We start from the raw sequence: 15252 nt of genomic DNA, 5'->3' as shown, positions 1-15252 counted from the left end.
GCAAACTGCACCGCAGCATACGTAGAGTCGATGCTCACCTCTCCGGAAAACCACGCGATGAGCGACCTGAGGATCGGCCTGATCGGCGCGGGCTACATGGGCAAGGCCCGTACGTTGGCGCTGCACGGCGTGGCGGCAACGTTCGACACACCGTTGCGGCCCGTGTGCGAGATGCTCGCCACCTCCACCGCCGAAGGCGCCGCATCGCATGCGCAACGCTGGGGATGGCGTCGCTCGACCGGCCACTGGCGAGAACTCGTCGACGACCCTTTGGTAGACGCCGTGATCGTCGCCACCCCACCACGCACCCATCTCGATATGGTGATGGCCTGCGTGGCCGCACGAAAACCGGTGTTCTGCGAAAAACCGCTGGGCGCGAACGTGCGCGAATCACTGGCCATGACGGAGGCGGTCGAAGCCTCGGGTATCGCCAACATGGTCGGCTTCAACTACATCCGCACGCCCGCCAGCCAGCTCGCCCGGCAGATCATCGCCTCCGGGGAGATCGGCGAGGTGATCCAGGTGACCGCGGAGCATGTCGAGGATTACCTGCACGACCCCGCCCTACCCGCCTCGTGGCGCACACGCATCGCCACGGGCACCGAGGCCGGCGCGCTCGGCGACGTCGCCTCGCACATCGTCAACGCCTGCCTTCGACTCGTCGGACCCATCGCCAGCCTGGTCGCTGATACCCGCATCGTCCAGGCAACACGCGCGGGCGACATGGGGCCGGAGCCCGTGGAGAACGACGACCTCGGCCAGATGCTGCTGCGCTTCGCGGACGGCGCAACCGGCAGCCTCAGCTTCAGCCGCATGGCCGCCGGCCGAAAGATGGGCTACACCTACCGCATCACCGGCACCCGGGGAGCCCTTGCCTTCGACCAGGAAGACCAGAACGCCCTCTGGCTTTACGACGCCAGCCGCGAGCCTGCGCGACGCGGCTTCCAGAAGCTGCTGATGGGCCCCGCGCATCCCGACTACCTGGCTTTCAACCAGGGCACCGGCCACGGCACCGGCTACAACGAACAGATCGTGATCGAGGCGCGCGACTTCCTGCAGGCCGTAGCCACCGGTATGCCGGTCTGGCCGACCTTCCGCGACGGTTACGCCGTGGACCGGGTGATCGACGCGGCGCTGGTATCGAACCGCGAGCGCCGCTGGGTCGATGTGGGCTAGCGCTCGCGCAGGCTTCGGCGCAACACCAGCTCGCAGGGAAACAGTTTGCTGCGCGGCACCGCGTCGACATCGTCCATCCAGGCAACGATGCGCTCGATGGCGTGCAGCACCATCGGGCGGATGGGCTGGCGCACGGTGGTCAGTGCATAGGATGCCCACGCCGCCAGCGGCATGTCGTCGAAGCCCACGACGCTGATGTCGTCCGGCACGTCCAGGCCGCGCTCGCGGCAGGCGTCGATCGCCCCGAGGGCCAGGACGTCGTCGGCGCAGAACACGCCGTCGATGGCGGCATCGCTGTCGAGCAGCGCATGCATCGCCCGCTGGCCGTGCTCGTGCGTGTAGTTGCCCGCGTGGACGGTGTGTCGCAGGGAACGCCCAGCCGCGGCAGCGAAGCCGGTGCAGCGATCCACGGTCGACGCGTCTTGGGCGGAGCCGCCGAGGAAGGCCAGCCGACGCAGACCACGCTGGCGCATCGCCTCGGCCACCAGGCGTCCACCGGCGACGTTGTCCACCGTCACCACCGGCACGGGCGACGAACGCCCCGGGCGGCCGAACACGTGCACGACCGGCAGGCCCGCCTGGCGACACGATGCCGCGAAGCCCGCCGGCGGTGCCGACGTGGCGATCAGCACGGCATCGACGTTGTACTGCCGCACCATGTCGATGGCCGCCTGGCCGTCGTCGTCCTCGCCCAGGTTCGCCAGCAGGGGCCGAAGACCTCGCGCCTGCAACTCACGCGTGAACAGGTCGAAGACCTCCATGAAGGTCGGGTTGCCGAAGTGATTGGACACCAGCCCGATCAGCTTCGTCCGCCCCGTCATCAGGCTGCGGGCCAGATGGTTCGGCCGGTAGCCCAGGCGATCCGCCGCCTCGGTCACACGCTGCCGTGTTTTCGCCGAGACGCTGGCGCCGACGGTAAACGTACGCGACACCGCGGACATGGACACGCCCGCCGCTTCTGCGACATCGCGGGCGGTGGCGGCGGCAAGGCGCGGCGGCGTGGATGGTCTGGGTGGCATGGGGCAAGGTTAGCGTAAGGGGCGGACGGCCGGGCCAAGTTGATGCACGTACCTGGATTGCAGGATCCGATATGTCCGGATGGAGGGGTGACGGGAGCAAAAAAGGTTCTTCGCCGTGTGACGGGGGTATGTCCCGAAGCCAATGCCAAAGCCGGCGTCGCTGGCATGTCGCGGCGACGAGGCGCCGGGTGGTCACACTCTGCGCTCGAGCAGCGGCCGCAAGCGGCCGAACTCGCTCAGAGCGTGACCACCCGTCACCTCTGCGACGACAGAGGCAGGCGGGGATGGAGAGCAAAGCACTTCTGTACCTTAGCGCTACGCTTTTGCTGAAATGCGAACCGACTGCTCTTCCTCAGACGACCGCGCGGATGGAGGTTTCTGAAGAGAATTCGCATGTAAGCCAGCGCTAAAGGGCGGGACGGTGGATAAGGACGTGATGAACATGGCGTCTGCGAGCGACATACACAAAGGAAATCACCCGAAAAGGTGGGAATACCAGACTCAGACACAAGGCCGCGGCGCGGGCCTTCACGACGCGATGCGCGCCTTCCATCAGGCCATTACCGAGACATGCACCGAACGAGCTTCCATGATCCGCATGCGCTCGGCGAGTCCTTCATACCAGGCAGCCAGTGCCGGATAGCCGTTGTTTCGATCGAATTCGGCGATGCCCTTGATGTTTGAAGAAAAATCGATAGGTACATCCGGTTGATCCGTATACCACTCACCTGGAATGGAATTGAACATAGACGTGGCGTCATCAGGATCGATCTTGTCTTGCGCGATCATGTCATCAAGATAGGCCTGCAGTTGCCGCGGCGTTATACGTGAAAAATCGACCTGTTGTGTCGAACGCGCACAAAGCTCTGATTGATCGACATCAACGGCACGACTCACCGGGGTCTTCATAGTCGTTGCACCTGTAATGAGTTGATTGGTCTTCATTGAAGATATTTCCACGATTCGCTTCTCCAGAAAGATAGACAACGAAAGCAGATCAGCACGTCAGGCAACAGATGCGGGACACGTGTCGCGGAAGAAACCTACACGATAAAAGGAAACAAGGTTAGGCACGGGGGCGAAGTGCATTGGCTTACACCAGCAATCACTCTCGGCCGACATCGCCGAAAACGGTGTATCCGCACCATCAGCCTCGACCGGCTTGGTCGTCCTTAAAGAACTTCAATGAAAACATTGCTAATCGCAGCAAGCCTGCTCGTCGTGTCACCGGTGCAAGCAGGGCTTCAGAGCAACAACCTAAACAATGCTTACGTCTATTCGGTGACATCCGCCAAAGGCGGAACCGAGTTTGTCAAAGATCGATTAGCAACAGTACGTGACCACGGCGGCGCGTGGATGCAGATCACCACGGACGACATAGGCTACGGCCACAGCGCGCAAGCCTGGTTGCTAGGCAGTCCTCTGCGCGAGATCCGCAGTGAGGCGCTTTGCAACGTCAACGGACAACCGCGACCATGTCATGGCCGCGGCACCGTCACCGGCTATCGACGCACCTGGGATGCCAGCGGCCGCGAGGGCGGCAACTTCCAGTACATGGTGATTCCGAACGGCGTGGGTGGTCCGGTGCGGATCGACTTCCAGGTCCGCTGACCCCTGAAAAGGTTTCTCCACCTAGTACAGCGAGAGATACGTCGGTCGTGAAAGCAACGCGCGCTGCGTTGCCCAAGACCGAGTCTCCCGTGTAGAGCCGCCCAAGGTCGCCAACGCTTTGCTCTGCGCACCCGCCGACCTCTGTCGTCGCAGAGGTGGCGGGTGGTTACGCTCTGAGCGAGTTCGGCCGCTTGCGGCCGCTGCTCGAGCGCAGAGTGTGACCACCCGGCGCCTCGTCGCCGCACCATGCGAGCGACCGCGGCTCCGGCTCCGGCTCCGGCTCCGGACAGCCCACAGTTATACGCAAAAAAAAAGCCGGGCGATTTCTCGCCCAGCCTTCGACTACTACCTGAGTGATTCGACGATCAGCGCGTGATCGCCTTCGGGTACTGCTTGGCCTTCAGCACCGCGCACAGCAGCGCCTTTTCGCTACAGGCGCTGCTGCCGAGGATGCCTCGGAAGGCAGCGTCATGCTCATGCCCGTATCGAGATATGCACCGAGCGGGCTTCCATGGTTTTCATACGTTCCAGAAGTCCGTCGTACCACTGAGCGAGTTCCGGGTAACCGTTATTTCGATCGAAGTCGGCAATGTCCTTGATATTGGACATGACGTCGATCGGCGTATCGGGACGCTCCTCATACCACTCAAGGGGAATCGAGCCAAATAGCGACCCCGCGTCGTCAGGGCTGATCTGATCGGCAAAGATCATCTCATCTATGTAGGCGTGAAGCTGTCGCGGCGTCATATGGGAGAAGTCGATACGTTGTTGAACGCTTCCAGCGAAAGTGCCTTTCTCGGAAATGGCCGACTTGGGCAATGGCTCCCGCGTAGGAACAGGAACGGATGCGACGGGAGTAGTGCTTGCCGACGAAAAAACGTACATCAACGTTTCCTGTTTCTTTGCGAGCCTTAAAGAGACCCGATATCAAGCATGGGAAACAGACCTTGGACACGCGTCACGAGATCTACCTACATCGTTCGACACCCATCGACGACACGTAAGCACGAGACCACCAAAAACGAGCGTCCGATGACACGTGTAGTGTGCGTGTACCGCTCAACGCATTTCGACGCGTGCCCCATTATTCATGACGGGCATCACGTCCCGAATGGAGACCTCTCGTGAAATTTCTTCTAACCGTTGCATGCCTTGTTGTCGCCACTCCCACCGCCACATGGGCACAAGGCAACAACTTGTCTCGCGCCTACGTGTCGTTGGTCAGCTCAGCCGCCGGTGGAGCCGAAGCCGTCGTCGGCCGACCCTCCACTATTCGGGATCACGGCGGCACATGGATGCAGATCACCACGGACGACATAGGCTACGGTCACGGCGCCCAAGCCTGGTTGCTAGGCAGTCCTCTGCGCGAGATCCGCAGTGAGGCGCTTTGCAACGTCAACGGACAACCGCGACCATGTCATGGCCGCGGCACCGTCATCGGCTATCGACGCACCTGGGATGCCAGCGGCCGCGAGGGCGGCAACTTCCAGTACATGGTGATTCCGAACGGCGTGGGTGGTCCGGTGCGGATCGACTTCCAGGTCCGCTGACCCCTGAAAAGGTTTCTCCACCTAGTACAGCGAGAGATACGTCGGTCGTGAAAGCAACGCGCGCTGCGTTGCCCAAGACCGAGTCTCCCGTGTAGAGCCGCCCAAGGTCGCCAACGCTTTGCTCTGCGCACCCGCCGACCTCTGTCGTCGCAGAGGTGGCGGGTGGTTACGCTCTGAGCGAGTTCGGCCGCTTGCGGCCGCTGCTCGAGCGCAGAGTGTGACCACCCGGCGCCTCGTCGCCGCACCATGCGAGCGACCGCGGCTCCGGCTCCGGCTCCGGACAGCCCACAGTTATACGCAAAAAAAAAGCCGGGCGATTTCTCGCCCAGCCTTCGACTACTACCTGAGTGATTCGACGATCAGCGCGTGATCGCCTTCGGGTCCTGCTTGGCCTTCAGCGCCGCGCACAGCAATGTCTGTTCGCTGGTCTGCGCAAGGCCACGATCGGCACCGCTGACCTGGCCCAGGCGCGGCTTGAAGAACGCATCCATGCGATCGGCCTCCGCCTTGGAGCAGCTGCCACCGGCCGCCATCGCCGGCAGCTGGCCACCGGCGAAGCTGCCCGTACGCGCGACGATCTTGTCGTAGTTCGCGGTGAACCACGTCCACAGGTCGTTACGCGTGGCTTCCGTGGCACGACCGCCACGCAGCACCGCCGCCATCTCGCCGACCTTTACATCCTTGCCCAGGGCGAAGTCGCGTGCCTTGTTGGCCAGCGCCGCGTCCTTGGTGGAGGCAAGCGCGGAAAGCATCGCGTTGCGCTTGGCCGGATCGGAAGTCTTGGGGATCTCCGCGATCAGCGCATCGACGGCCGGCGCGCCACGTTCCTGCACCGCCACACCCAGCGCATCGGCCAGCAGGTCAGGGTCGGCCGCGTCGAGGTCGAGGTGGCCATCCTTCGTCTTCAGTGCGGCATCGCCCTGCTTGAGCATCTCCGCGCGTACCGAGGGCTCGGCGATGTCGTCGTCGCCCAGGAAGCCCACCAGCGCCGTGCGGGTCAGCGTGTCGTTGTCCGCTTCACCGGCCTTCTTGCGGAAGCCGAGGCCCTTCAGCTTCGGCAGGTAGGCATCGACCGCCCACTGGCGCAGGTGGCTCTTCTGCGCATCGGTGACGGCTTCGTGGTTGAGGATCCAGTCGAAGGTCATCAGCGGGGCGGTGAACACCTCGCGGGTCTTCGAGGCTGTCAGTGGCTTCATCGCGGCAAGCACGTCGCCGGCATCGATGTCGCCGTGCTGGAACGCCGCGCGCACGGCATCGGCGTACGCCAGCTGCTCGGCGTCGCTGAGCGTACCCACCACCTTGGCCAACGCCGCGAGGTCACCCTTGCCCTGCGCGAAACGGTAGTAGCCGCGACCGTCGGCATTGGGCATGACCCAGGTGTTCTTCGCCGCGCCGTCGAGCACCATCGTGCCGGTGGCCTGGTCGAGCAACTGGCACGCGACCTTGCTGGCGCCCGCGCCGGTACCGTAGCGCACGCACATGGGCACACCCCACACGCGGCTGGCGTCGCCCGTGCTGCCCAGCGGCAGGTAACGGTTCTGCGCCAGGTGCAGTACGGTCTTGCCACCTTCGGTCTTCACCTCGGTGGTGACATACGGCACGCCCGACTGGTCGAGGAAGCTGCGGAACGCCTTCTTGAAGGCATCGCCCTGGCCCGCGGCCTCGGCGATCGCGTCGATCAGATCGTCGGCCGTGGCATTGGCGAACTTGTGCTTCTGGATATAGGCGCGCATGCCTTTCTGGAACACCGGCTCGCTGACGTAGCCTTCGAACATGCCGAGGACGGCGGCGCCCTTCTGGTAGGTGATGCCGTCGAACGCGGTCTCGATGTCGCCGTTGCCGGTGATCGGCTGGCGGATCTTGCGGGCGCTGACGAGGCTGTCGTTGTTCATGGCACCCTGGGCACCGCGGACGCGATCCAGGTCGGCACGGTATTCCGGATGCACCTTGCTGGTGACCTTCTGCTGCATCCAGGTGGCGAACGCCTCGTTGAGCCACAGGTCGTCCCACCAGGCCATCGTCACGGTATCGCCGGTCCACTGGTGGGCCAGTTCGTGCGCGTTGACGTTGAACGAGCCGCGCACGTACTGGGCGGCGGAATCCGGATCGATGAGCAGCAGCCAGTCGCGGAAGGTGACCAGGCCGGCGTTCTCCATCGCGCCCGCGCTGAAGTCCGGTGCGGCGAGCAGGTCGAGCTTGTCGTACGGATAGCCGAATCCGTAGTAGTCCTCGAGCGTGTGGATGATGGCGTTGGTCTCACCCAGCACGTGCTGCATGCGATGGCCCTCGCCCTTGGCGGCGATGCCGCGCAGCGGCGTGGCGGTGGCGCGGTAGGCAGTCGGGCTGATATCCGGGCCCTTCACCACGTCCCACGGGCCCACGGCGAACGCGACCAGATAGGTGGGCAGCGGCTTGGTGGTGGAGAAGGTGAGGGTTTTCCAGCCGGCGGCGGCTTTCTCTTCCTTGACCTGCGCGGTGTTGGCCACGCCCTGGTCGTCGGACGGAATGGTCAGGCTGAGGTCGAACGGCACCTTGAACGACGGCTCGTCGAAACCGGGGAAGGCATAGCGTGCCGACACCGGCTCCATCTGGGTCATGGCGTAGGGCACGCCCTCGTGGGATACCTTGTACAGGCCCTGCAGCTGCTTGTTCAGCGGCGCGGTGAACGCGATGGCGACGGTGATCTCACCCTGCAGCTTCGCACCGAGTTCGACTTTCGCCACGCCTTCCTTCTCGGCGGCGACGATGTACTTGCCGGTGTGCGTCTTGCCGGCGGCGTCGGTCACGGTGACCTTGGAGACCTTCAGGTCCTTGCCGTGCAGCCAGATGAAATCGGAGGGCTGTGCCAGCTTGATGCGGATGGTCGAGGAGCCGGAATAGTCTTCCTGCCTGGGATCGACCTTGAACGCGAGCTTGTAGCTTTCCGGCTGGGCCCAGGTCGGCAGGTGACCGAGCGGCGCCGCGGCGTCCGTGCCGGCAGCGAGCGCTGCGCCACAGCAGGTGGCGAGCGCGGTGAGAACGAGAGGACGGACGAAACGACGCATGATGGGTGGGACTCCCCGTTGGGTAATCCCCCATCCTGCGAACAGGGTGACTTTTGACACAGTGCCAGAAGGCACCCTTTTGTCGTTGCGGTGCGGCATGAAACAGGAGCATCGCCTACATCGTGGCGAGGCGACCTTGAGGCAACCTTGGTAAAGCATCGCCCACATCGTGGGCTCCTACATGGCTTTATTAACCAGCCGCTTCGGCTTGCTCGAGGACGACGCCGACGGCGTGGATCACGGAGGCGATGCGTACGGCGCTCTGGATGGCCTGCACGGAGACGCCGCCGTCGCGCAGCACCTTGTCGTGCGAATCGATGCACATGCCGCAGCCGTTGACGGCGGACACGGCGAGGGAGACCAGTTCGAAATCGTTCTTGGCATCGCCCTTGTAGGCGCCGATGACGTTCATGCGCAGCTTGGCGGGAATGCTGGCGTATTCCGGGTGGCTCACCAGGTGCTGGAAGCGGTAGTAGATGTTGTTCATGCCCATGATCGCGGCCGAGCCCTTGGCGGCGGTCACCTGCTCGGCCGAGGCGTGCTCCGCGGCGAACGCGGCGATGGCCTGGGTGAGCGGCTTGTGCCGGGTGGAATAGGCGGCACCGAGGGCCACCATGGCGATCTGGGCAAGGTTCAGGCCCGGGGCACCCGCTTCGCTCAGGACGGTATCGAGGTTGAGCTTGAGGTCCTTTGCATAGTCGGGAATCTGGCTACGAAGATCGGCGACGCTCATGGGATGCACCTTGTGTCTAAGGAAAAAGGGGAAAGAGGGCGCGGACGGTCGCGGCACGCACGGTGCGGCTTCGCGCGGATGGCACGGATCGTTTCCAGGCCACTTCAGAAAAACGGGCGGCGAAGCGAACTTCACCGCCCGTGGGGCTGCCCGCGCCACGCGGGGGGGAGGGAGCGTAGCGGCGCGGGACTTACGACCGTTGGCGTATCAGGCGACCTTGAGGGTCTCTTCGCCCGACTTCCAGTTGCAGGCGCACAGCTCGTCGGTCTGCAGGGCGTCCAGGACGCGGAGCACTTCGTCCGGGTTACGGCCGACCGAACCGGCCGTGACGTAGGCGAACTGGATCTCGTTGTTCGGATCGACCAGGAACGTGGCGCGCTGGGCGACGCCGTCGGCCGTGAGGATACCCAGGGCCGAGGTCAGGTCCTTCTTGATGTCCGCCAGCATCGGGAACGAAAGGTCCTTCAGGTCGGCGTGGTCCATGCGCCAGGCGCGGTGGACGAACTCGGAGTCGGTCGAGGCGGCCAGGATCTGGCAGTCACGGTCGGCAAACTTCTCATTGAGGTCGCTGAAACCCTTGATCTCGGTCGGGCAGACGAAGGTGAAGTCCTTCGGATAGAAGAACACCAGCTTCCACTTGCCTTCGTACGACTTGTCGGTGATGGTCGTGAACGCGTCTTCGATCTTGTTGGCCAGGGGGCCGCCGTTCACGGCAAGCAGGTTGAATTCCGGGAACTTATCGCCGATGGTCAGCATGTTACGACTCTCCGTTACAGGTTGTTGGATTCATTGCGCGCTTGGTGACGCGACTGAACACCAAGGTTAGCCCGCGGGGACGATTATCTCAAATCGATTGTAGGCATCACTGTGATAGGCTGCATCTATTGATCTGCCTCGAGCCGTCGCCATGAACCTGCGTGACCTGCAGTACCTCGTCGCCCTTGCGGAACACCGTCACTTCGGTCGAGCCGCCGAGGCCAGTTTCGTCAGCCAGCCCACGCTGTCCACCCAGATCCGCAAGCTGGAAGACGAACTGGGTGTCGCGCTGGTGGAACGTACCCCGCGAAAAGTGCTGCTGACGGAAACGGGCGGGGAAATCGCCCGGCGCGCCCGCGGCGTGCTGTCGCAGATCGACGAGATCAAGTCGATCGCCCAGCGCACGCGCGATCCCGAATCGGGCACGATCCGCCTGGGCATTTTTCCCACGCTGGGGCCTTACCTGCTGCCGCATGTGGTACCGCCGCTGCGGGCGCGTTTTCCTCGCCTGGAACTGCTGCTGCGCGAAGAGAAGACCGAACAGGTGCTGCACATGCTGCGCGAGGGCACGCTGGATGCCGGCATCCTCGCCCTCCCCGTCCACGACGACTCGCTGCACGTGGAGTTCCTGTTCGAGGAACCGTTCGTCCTCGCCGTGCCCAGCGGACACCCCCTCGCCGGCCACGCGCCGCTGCGCATGGACGACCTTTCGGACCAGAACCTGCTGCTGCTCGAGGACGGCCACTGCCTGCGTGACCAGGCCCTGGAGGTCTGCCACATGGCCGGTGCCGGTGAAAAGACGGGATTCCGGGCGACCAGCCTGGAAACGCTGCGCCAGATGGTGTCGGCCAACGTGGGTATCACGCTGCTGCCCGCACTGGCCGTGCAGGCCCCCGTGGCCCAGTCGCCCAATGTGGACCTGATCGCCTTCGCCGCGCCGGCACCGAGCCGCCGGATCGCCATGCTATGGCGCAAGAGCTCGGCGATGACGCCGTTTTTCGAGGCGCTTGCGGCTATCGTCCGCGACCTTCCCGCCACCTTGTTCGATCCGCGAGGCACGCCGCCACGTCAACCGGAACGCGTCTCGGGCGTTGGCCCATCATCATCCTACTGACGGTTTTCGCGGCATGCGCTTCTGGCTCGTCCTCCTGCTCGTTCTGTGTGGCTGGGGCGGTTACGCCTGGTGGCAGCACCACCCGGTGCACGACGCCCCGGGCATCCTCGCCGGCGACATCCCGAACCAGAAAGACATGGGCCCGGGCACGGCGGTCACCCGAGGGCACTTCACGCTGGCGCCGCGCGCGAAGTTCGCCATGACCGGGCGGGTGTTGTCACGCGAGGATTACCAGCTGGACGACCTCGCGCCGATCGCCCCCACGGATCTCGCGCTGGGCTGGGGCCGCATGTCGGACACCGCGGTGCTGGACAAGATCCGCATCTCGCAGTCCAACCGCTTCTACTTCTGGTACACCGACCACTTCCCGATCCCCCGCAAGGAGATCGAGGACTCCAGCGCCAACATGCACATGATTCCCGCCAACGACAACGCCGCGCGACAGCTGCGCCACGTGCGCCCGGGCGACGTGGTCCATTTCGACGGTTTCCTGGTGGACGTGCGACGCGACGACGGCTGGCAGTGGAACACCTCGCTGACGCGGGAAGACACCGGCGCCGGCGGATGCGAGATCGTGCTCGTGGAAGACCTGCGCGAAGAAGGGCCAGCCCGTCGCTGAGCGCCTCAGGACCCGATCAGGGCGTACAGCGGTGCGTCGCCGGCCCAGCGCGAACGCCCGTTCAGCCCGGCCAGCTCCAGCACCACGCTGGCGCCGCAGACCTCGGCTCCCAGCCGCTCCACCAGCCGACGCGCGGCTTCGAGGGTGCCACCGGTGGCCAGCACGTCGTCCACCACGATGACCTTCTCGCCGGGTGCGATGGCCTGCGCCCCGATTTCAAGGCGATCCAGACCGTACTCCAGGCCGTAGTCGAGCCCGACCACGGGCGGCGGCAGCTTGCCGGCCTTGCGGACGGGCACGAAGCCGGCGTCCAGCGCCCGGGCCATGGCGGCGCCGAAGATGAAACCGCGCGACTCGATGCCGCACACGGCACCGATGTCCTTGCCGAACCAGGGCGCGCACAAGGCGTCGATGCAGGCGGCAAAGGCCACCGCATCCGCCAGGAGCGGGGTGATGTCCTTGAACATGATGCCCGGACGAGGAAAGTCGGGAACATCCCGGACGAGATCGGAAAGGGGCGACATGGCGCCAAGCTACCCCGCGCCCACCCCCGGCGGCAAGCGTGCCGCGCCCAAGGAAGGTAAACTTCCGCGTTTGCCGTGCCCTACCTGCCGAGTCCAAGCGATGTCGACCGAAACGCCCGTCCTGCCGCAGAACTTCATCCGCCAGATCGTCCGCGACGATCTCGCCGCCGGCAAGCACGCGACCATCCGCACGCGCTTCCCGCCCGAGCCCAACGGTTACCTGCACCTGGGCCATGCCAAGTCGATCTGCCTGAACTTCGGTCTGGCCACCGACTACGCTGGCGTGTGCAACCTGCGCTTCGACGACACCAACCCCTCGAAGGAGGACGTGGAATACGTCGAGGCCATCCAGCGCGACGTCACCTGGCTGGGCTTCGACTGGGCGGAGCTGCGCCACGCCTCGGATTACTTCGAGGTGTTCTACCGTTCGGCGCTGAAGCTGATCCGCAAGGGCGTGGCCTATGTGGACGACCTTTCGGCCGAGGAAGTGCGCGAGTATCGCGGCACGCTGACCGAACCCGGCCGCAATTCGCCCTTCCGCGATCGCGCCATCGAGGAAAACCTCGACCTGTTCCAGCGCATGCGCGCCGGTGAGTTCGCCGACGGCAGCAAGACGTTGCGCGCGAAGATCGACATGGCCTCGGGCAACATCAACCTGCGCGACCCGGCGCTCTACCGCGTGCGCAAGGTGCACCACCAGAACACCGGCGACGCCTGGCCGATCTACCCGATGTACGACTTCGCGCACTCGCTGTCCGATGCGCTGGAAGGCATCACGCATTCGTTGTGCACCCTGGAATTCGAAGACCACCGGCCGCTGTACGACTGGTGCGTGGACCATGTGGACCTCGCGAACGACCCGGCCCTGTGGGAATCGCTGGTGGCCGCCGGCGTGCCGACCGCACCCAGCAAGCCGCGCCAGATCGAGTTCTCCCGTGGCAACCTCAACTACACGGTGATGAGCAAGCGCAAGCTGATCACGCTGGTCACCGAGCGCCTGGTGGACGGCTGGGACGACCCCCGCCTGCCGACCATCGCCGGCGTCCGCCGCCGCGGCTTCACCCCCGCGGGCATCCGCCTGTTCTGGGAGCGCATCGGCGTCAGCAAGCAGAACAGCACCATCGACATGAGTGTTCTGGAAGGCGCCGTGCGCGACGATCTCGACGGCGCCGCCCCGCGACGCCTGGCCGTGATCGACCCGGTGAAGCTGGTCGTCACCAACATCGAGGCCGCGCACGCCGAGACGCTCACCTTTTCCAATCATCCGAAGGACGACAGCTTCGGTACCCGCAGTGTGCCGTTCTCGCCCGAGCTGTGGATCGAGCGCGACGACTTCGCCGAAGTGCCGCCGAAGGGCTTCCATCGCCTCAAGCCGGAGGGCGAAGTCCGCCTGCGCGGCGTCGGCATCGTCCGCTGCGACGAGGTGGTCAAGGATGCGGACGGCCAGATCACCGAGTTGCGTTGCACGCTCGACCTCGCCTCGCGCACCGGCATGCCCGGCGCCGACCGCAAGGTCAAGGGCACCATCCACTGGGTGAGCGCGCGGGATGCCGTGCCGGCGGAGATCCGCCTGTACGACCGCCTGTTCGACGTCACCGACCCCGACGACGACAGCGACGGCAAGACCTACAAGGATCACCTCAACCCGGCATCGCGGCGCATCGTCCGCGGCTACGTCGAACCGGCGGCCGCCGTGGCATCCGCGGAGGAGCGCGTGCAGTTCGAGCGGCTGGGATATTTCGTGGCCGACATGCACGACCACCGCGCCGATGCGCCGGTGTTCAACCGCATCGTCACGCTGCGCGATTCCTGGGCGAAGCAGGCCTGATGCTGTACGCACAGGTCCATCTCACCCTGCCCGCCTGGGTGCACGAAGCGGTCGATACCACCGTGCCCTACGTCGGCGACGAGGCCAAGGTCGGCCTGGCCATCGACCTGTCGTCGCGCAACGTCGACCTGGCAACCGGCGGGCCTTTCGGTGCCGTGGTGTTCGATGGCGCCGATCGCATCGTCTCGATCGGCGTCAATCGCGTGGTGCCGCACAGCTGCTCCGTGGCGCATGCCGAAATGATGGCGTACATGACGGCACAGCAGCGCCTTCAGCGTTTCCGCCTCAACGAAGACGGCTCGCGCTTCGTGCTGGCCACCAGTTCGCAGCCGTGCTGCCAGTGTTTCGGCGCCACGGTGTGGGCCGGCATCGACGAGCTGCTGATCGGCGCCCGTTCCGGGGATGTCGAGGAACTGACCGCGTTCGACGAGGGTCCGCTTCCGGCCGACTGGGTGGGTGAGCTGGAGCGTCGCGGCATCGCCGTGCGTCGCGATATCCGCCGCGACGATGCCCGGGAGGTCCTGCGCCGCTACGGTGCTTCCGGAGCCACGTATTGAGCGGCCCACGCCTCCGATGACCCGCTGGCGTGCCGCCCTGCCGCTGGTGCTGATGATCCTGACCGGCGTCGTCATGCTGGCCAGCGGCGCCCTGGATCGCTTCCATCCCGAGCACCTGCTGGCCGAACAGGGCATGCTTCGGGCAAGCATCGCGGCACACCCGGTGCTGTCGCGTGTCGGCTACGCGGGCGTACTGGCCCTGGCGATCGCCACCGGGGTGCCCGGCACCATCGTCATCGTGCTGGCCGGAGGACTGCTGTTCGGCATCGTGCAGGGCAGCGCGTTGTCGTCGGTCGCCCTCGTCGCGGGTTCGCTCCTGCTTTTCGTGGCCAGCCGCCATGCCTTTCGCTCCGGCGGGAGGGCCCCGCCGGCCTTCGCGGCGCGCCTGCGCAGCGGCTTCGCACGGCATCCGGTGCGCTACACCTTCGCCCTGCGCTTCGTCCCCGTGGTGCCTCTGGGTGCGATGACCGTCGCCCTGGCCTGGCTGCGTTGCCCGGTGTGGCTGTTCATCGGGGCCACCTGGCTAGGCGGTACGGTATCGCTGGTGATCGAGAGCGCGATCGGCGCGGGACTCGCCTCCACCCTCGGCGGAGCGGCCCCTTTCAGCCTGCTGGATGTCCGCATCCTGCTTCCGCTGTGCGCCTTCGTGGTCGTCAGCCTGTTACCCCTTCTGGTGCGGTCGGTACGGGCACGCCGCCGGCGCGCCTGAACACGGACAACT

15 protein-coding genes are annotated in these 15252 nt (G+C 65.2%); 8 read left to right on the top strand and 7 right to left on the bottom strand.

The annotated features are described in order from the left end of the window. Positions 1-57 precede the first annotated feature (57 nt). The gene (locus AB8808_RS03870; protein ID WP_369926898.1) at positions 58-1176 is read left to right on the top strand and encodes a Gfo/Idh/MocA family protein; all 1119 of its coding nucleotides are present in this window, start codon (positions 58-60) and stop codon (positions 1174-1176) included. Here the strand turns inward: AB8808_RS03870 and AB8808_RS03865 are convergent. Together AB8808_RS03865 and AB8808_RS03860 are read right to left on the bottom strand one after the other, a co-directional pair. Beyond that, complete coding sequence (locus tag AB8808_RS03865) at positions 1173-2195, bottom strand: LacI family DNA-binding transcriptional regulator (RefSeq protein WP_369926896.1); 1023 nt, start codon at positions 2193-2195, stop codon at positions 1173-1175. The two genes, AB8808_RS03870 and AB8808_RS03865, sit on opposite strands and share 4 nt — an antisense overlap. Positions 2196-2747: 552 nt before the next feature. Next, positions 2748-3140 carry a hypothetical protein gene (locus tag AB8808_RS03860; RefSeq protein ID WP_369926895.1) on the bottom strand — a complete coding sequence of 131 codons (393 nt, stop codon included), beginning with the start codon at positions 3138-3140 and terminating at the stop codon, positions 2748-2750. A gap of 240 nt (positions 3141-3380) precedes the next feature. On the opposite strand from AB8808_RS03860, the gene AB8808_RS03855 reads away from it, so the two are divergent. Next, complete coding sequence (locus AB8808_RS03855) at positions 3381-3806, top strand: DUF4879 domain-containing protein (protein WP_369926893.1); 426 nt, start codon at positions 3381-3383, stop codon at positions 3804-3806. A gap of 474 nt (positions 3807-4280) precedes the next feature. Here the strand turns inward: AB8808_RS03855 and AB8808_RS03850 are convergent, their stop codons facing one another. After that, the gene (locus tag AB8808_RS03850) at positions 4281-4691 is read right to left on the bottom strand and encodes a hypothetical protein (RefSeq protein ID WP_369926891.1); all 411 of its coding nucleotides are present in this window, start codon (positions 4689-4691) and stop codon (positions 4281-4283) included. A gap of 239 nt (positions 4692-4930) precedes the next feature. Here AB8808_RS03850 and AB8808_RS03845 point away from each other — a divergent pair, with 239 nt between their 5' ends. Continuing rightward, positions 4931-5356, top strand: a complete 426-nt coding sequence (locus AB8808_RS03845; RefSeq protein ID WP_369926890.1) for a DUF4879 domain-containing protein — start codon at positions 4931-4933, stop codon at positions 5354-5356. Positions 5357-5715: 359 nt separating this feature from the next. On the opposite strand, the gene AB8808_RS03840 is transcribed toward AB8808_RS03845, so the two are convergent. The 3 genes from AB8808_RS03840 to AB8808_RS03830 form a co-directional block, all read right to left on the bottom strand. Continuing rightward, complete coding sequence (locus AB8808_RS03840; RefSeq protein WP_369926889.1) at positions 5716-8400, bottom strand: M1 family metallopeptidase; 2685 nt, start codon at positions 8398-8400, stop codon at positions 5716-5718. 190 nt (positions 8401-8590) lie between these two features. Then, on the bottom strand, positions 8591-9133 hold the full coding sequence (locus AB8808_RS03835; protein WP_369926888.1) for a carboxymuconolactone decarboxylase family protein: 543 nt from the start codon (positions 9131-9133) through the stop codon (positions 8591-8593). Positions 9134-9340: 207 nt separating this feature from the next. Beyond that, positions 9341-9889 carry a peroxiredoxin gene (locus AB8808_RS03830; protein ID WP_036137465.1) on the bottom strand — a complete coding sequence of 183 codons (549 nt, stop codon included), beginning with the start codon at positions 9887-9889 and terminating at the stop codon, positions 9341-9343. A 151-nt stretch (positions 9890-10040) separates the two neighbouring features. Between AB8808_RS03830 and oxyR the strand changes: the two genes are divergently transcribed. Both oxyR and AB8808_RS03820 read left to right on the top strand, forming a co-directional pair. Further along, on the top strand, positions 10041-11003 hold the full coding sequence (oxyR, locus tag AB8808_RS03825; protein ID WP_369926886.1) for a DNA-binding transcriptional regulator OxyR: 963 nt from the start codon (positions 10041-10043) through the stop codon (positions 11001-11003). 13 nt (positions 11004-11016) lie between these two features. Beyond that, positions 11017-11622: a hypothetical protein gene (locus AB8808_RS03820; RefSeq protein ID WP_369926884.1), complete on the top strand. Its 606-nt coding sequence runs from the start codon at positions 11017-11019 to the stop codon at positions 11620-11622. Between the two features lie 5 nt (positions 11623-11627). On the opposite strand, the gene AB8808_RS03815 is transcribed toward AB8808_RS03820, so the two are convergent. After that, the gene (locus AB8808_RS03815; RefSeq protein WP_369926882.1) at positions 11628-12146 is read right to left on the bottom strand and encodes an adenine phosphoribosyltransferase; all 519 of its coding nucleotides are present in this window, start codon (positions 12144-12146) and stop codon (positions 11628-11630) included. Between the two features lie 100 nt (positions 12147-12246). Here AB8808_RS03815 and AB8808_RS03810 point away from each other — a divergent pair, with 100 nt between their 5' ends. From AB8808_RS03810 to AB8808_RS03800, 3 genes are read left to right on the top strand one after another with little or no spacing between them, the layout of a single operon-like run. After that, positions 12247-13974, top strand: coding sequence for a glutamine--tRNA ligase/YqeY domain fusion protein (locus tag AB8808_RS03810; RefSeq protein ID WP_369926880.1), 1728 nt, complete (start codon positions 12247-12249; stop codon positions 13972-13974). Beyond that, complete coding sequence (locus AB8808_RS03805) at positions 13974-14531, top strand: nucleoside deaminase (protein WP_369926879.1); 558 nt, start codon at positions 13974-13976, stop codon at positions 14529-14531. The genes AB8808_RS03810 and AB8808_RS03805 overlap by 1 nt, the downstream gene beginning before the upstream one ends. A gap of 16 nt (positions 14532-14547) precedes the next feature. Next, on the top strand, positions 14548-15240 hold the full coding sequence (locus AB8808_RS03800; RefSeq protein WP_369926877.1) for a TVP38/TMEM64 family protein: 693 nt from the start codon (positions 14548-14550) through the stop codon (positions 15238-15240). Positions 15241-15252 lie beyond the last annotated feature (12 nt).

This window comes from Xanthomonas sp. NCPPB 2632 (genome assembly GCF_041228075.2).
Classification (GTDB): domain Bacteria; phylum Pseudomonadota; class Gammaproteobacteria; order Xanthomonadales; family Rhodanobacteraceae; genus Luteibacter.
This window is presented reverse-complemented; position numbering and strand designations above follow the sequence as displayed.

What these genes read in the sequence shown, in the direction of transcription:
- AB8808_RS03820 (WP_369926884.1), top strand. Translation starts at nt 11,017, where the DNA reads ATGCGCTTCTGGCTCGTCCTCCTGCTCGTTCTGTGTGGCTGGGGCGGT.
- AB8808_RS03815 (WP_369926882.1), bottom strand. Translation starts at nt 12,146, where the DNA reads ATGTCGCCCCTTTCCGATCTCGTCCGGGATGTTCCCGACTTTCCTCGT.
- AB8808_RS03860 (WP_369926895.1), bottom strand. Translation starts at nt 3,140, where the DNA reads ATGAAGACCAATCAACTCATTACAGGTGCAACGACTATGAAGACCCCG.
- AB8808_RS03870 (WP_369926898.1), top strand. Translation starts at nt 58, where the DNA reads ATGAGCGACCTGAGGATCGGCCTGATCGGCGCGGGCTACATGGGCAAG.
- AB8808_RS03835 (WP_369926888.1), bottom strand. Translation starts at nt 9,133, where the DNA reads ATGAGCGTCGCCGATCTTCGTAGCCAGATTCCCGACTATGCAAAGGAC.
- oxyR (WP_369926886.1), top strand. Translation starts at nt 10,041, where the DNA reads ATGAACCTGCGTGACCTGCAGTACCTCGTCGCCCTTGCGGAACACCGT.
- AB8808_RS03865 (WP_369926896.1), bottom strand. Translation starts at nt 2,195, where the DNA reads ATGCCACCCAGACCATCCACGCCGCCGCGCCTTGCCGCCGCCACCGCC.
- AB8808_RS03805 (WP_369926879.1), top strand. Translation starts at nt 13,974, where the DNA reads ATGCTGTACGCACAGGTCCATCTCACCCTGCCCGCCTGGGTGCACGAA.
- AB8808_RS03810 (WP_369926880.1), top strand. Translation starts at nt 12,247, where the DNA reads ATGTCGACCGAAACGCCCGTCCTGCCGCAGAACTTCATCCGCCAGATC.
- AB8808_RS03840 (WP_369926889.1), bottom strand. Translation starts at nt 8,400, where the DNA reads ATGCGTCGTTTCGTCCGTCCTCTCGTTCTCACCGCGCTCGCCACCTGC.
- AB8808_RS03830 (WP_036137465.1), bottom strand. Translation starts at nt 9,889, where the DNA reads ATGCTGACCATCGGCGATAAGTTCCCGGAATTCAACCTGCTTGCCGTG.
- AB8808_RS03850 (WP_369926891.1), bottom strand. Translation starts at nt 4,691, where the DNA reads ATGTACGTTTTTTCGTCGGCAAGCACTACTCCCGTCGCATCCGTTCCT.
- AB8808_RS03855 (WP_369926893.1), top strand. Translation starts at nt 3,381, where the DNA reads ATGAAAACATTGCTAATCGCAGCAAGCCTGCTCGTCGTGTCACCGGTG.
- AB8808_RS03800 (WP_369926877.1), top strand. Translation starts at nt 14,548, where the DNA reads ATGACCCGCTGGCGTGCCGCCCTGCCGCTGGTGCTGATGATCCTGACC.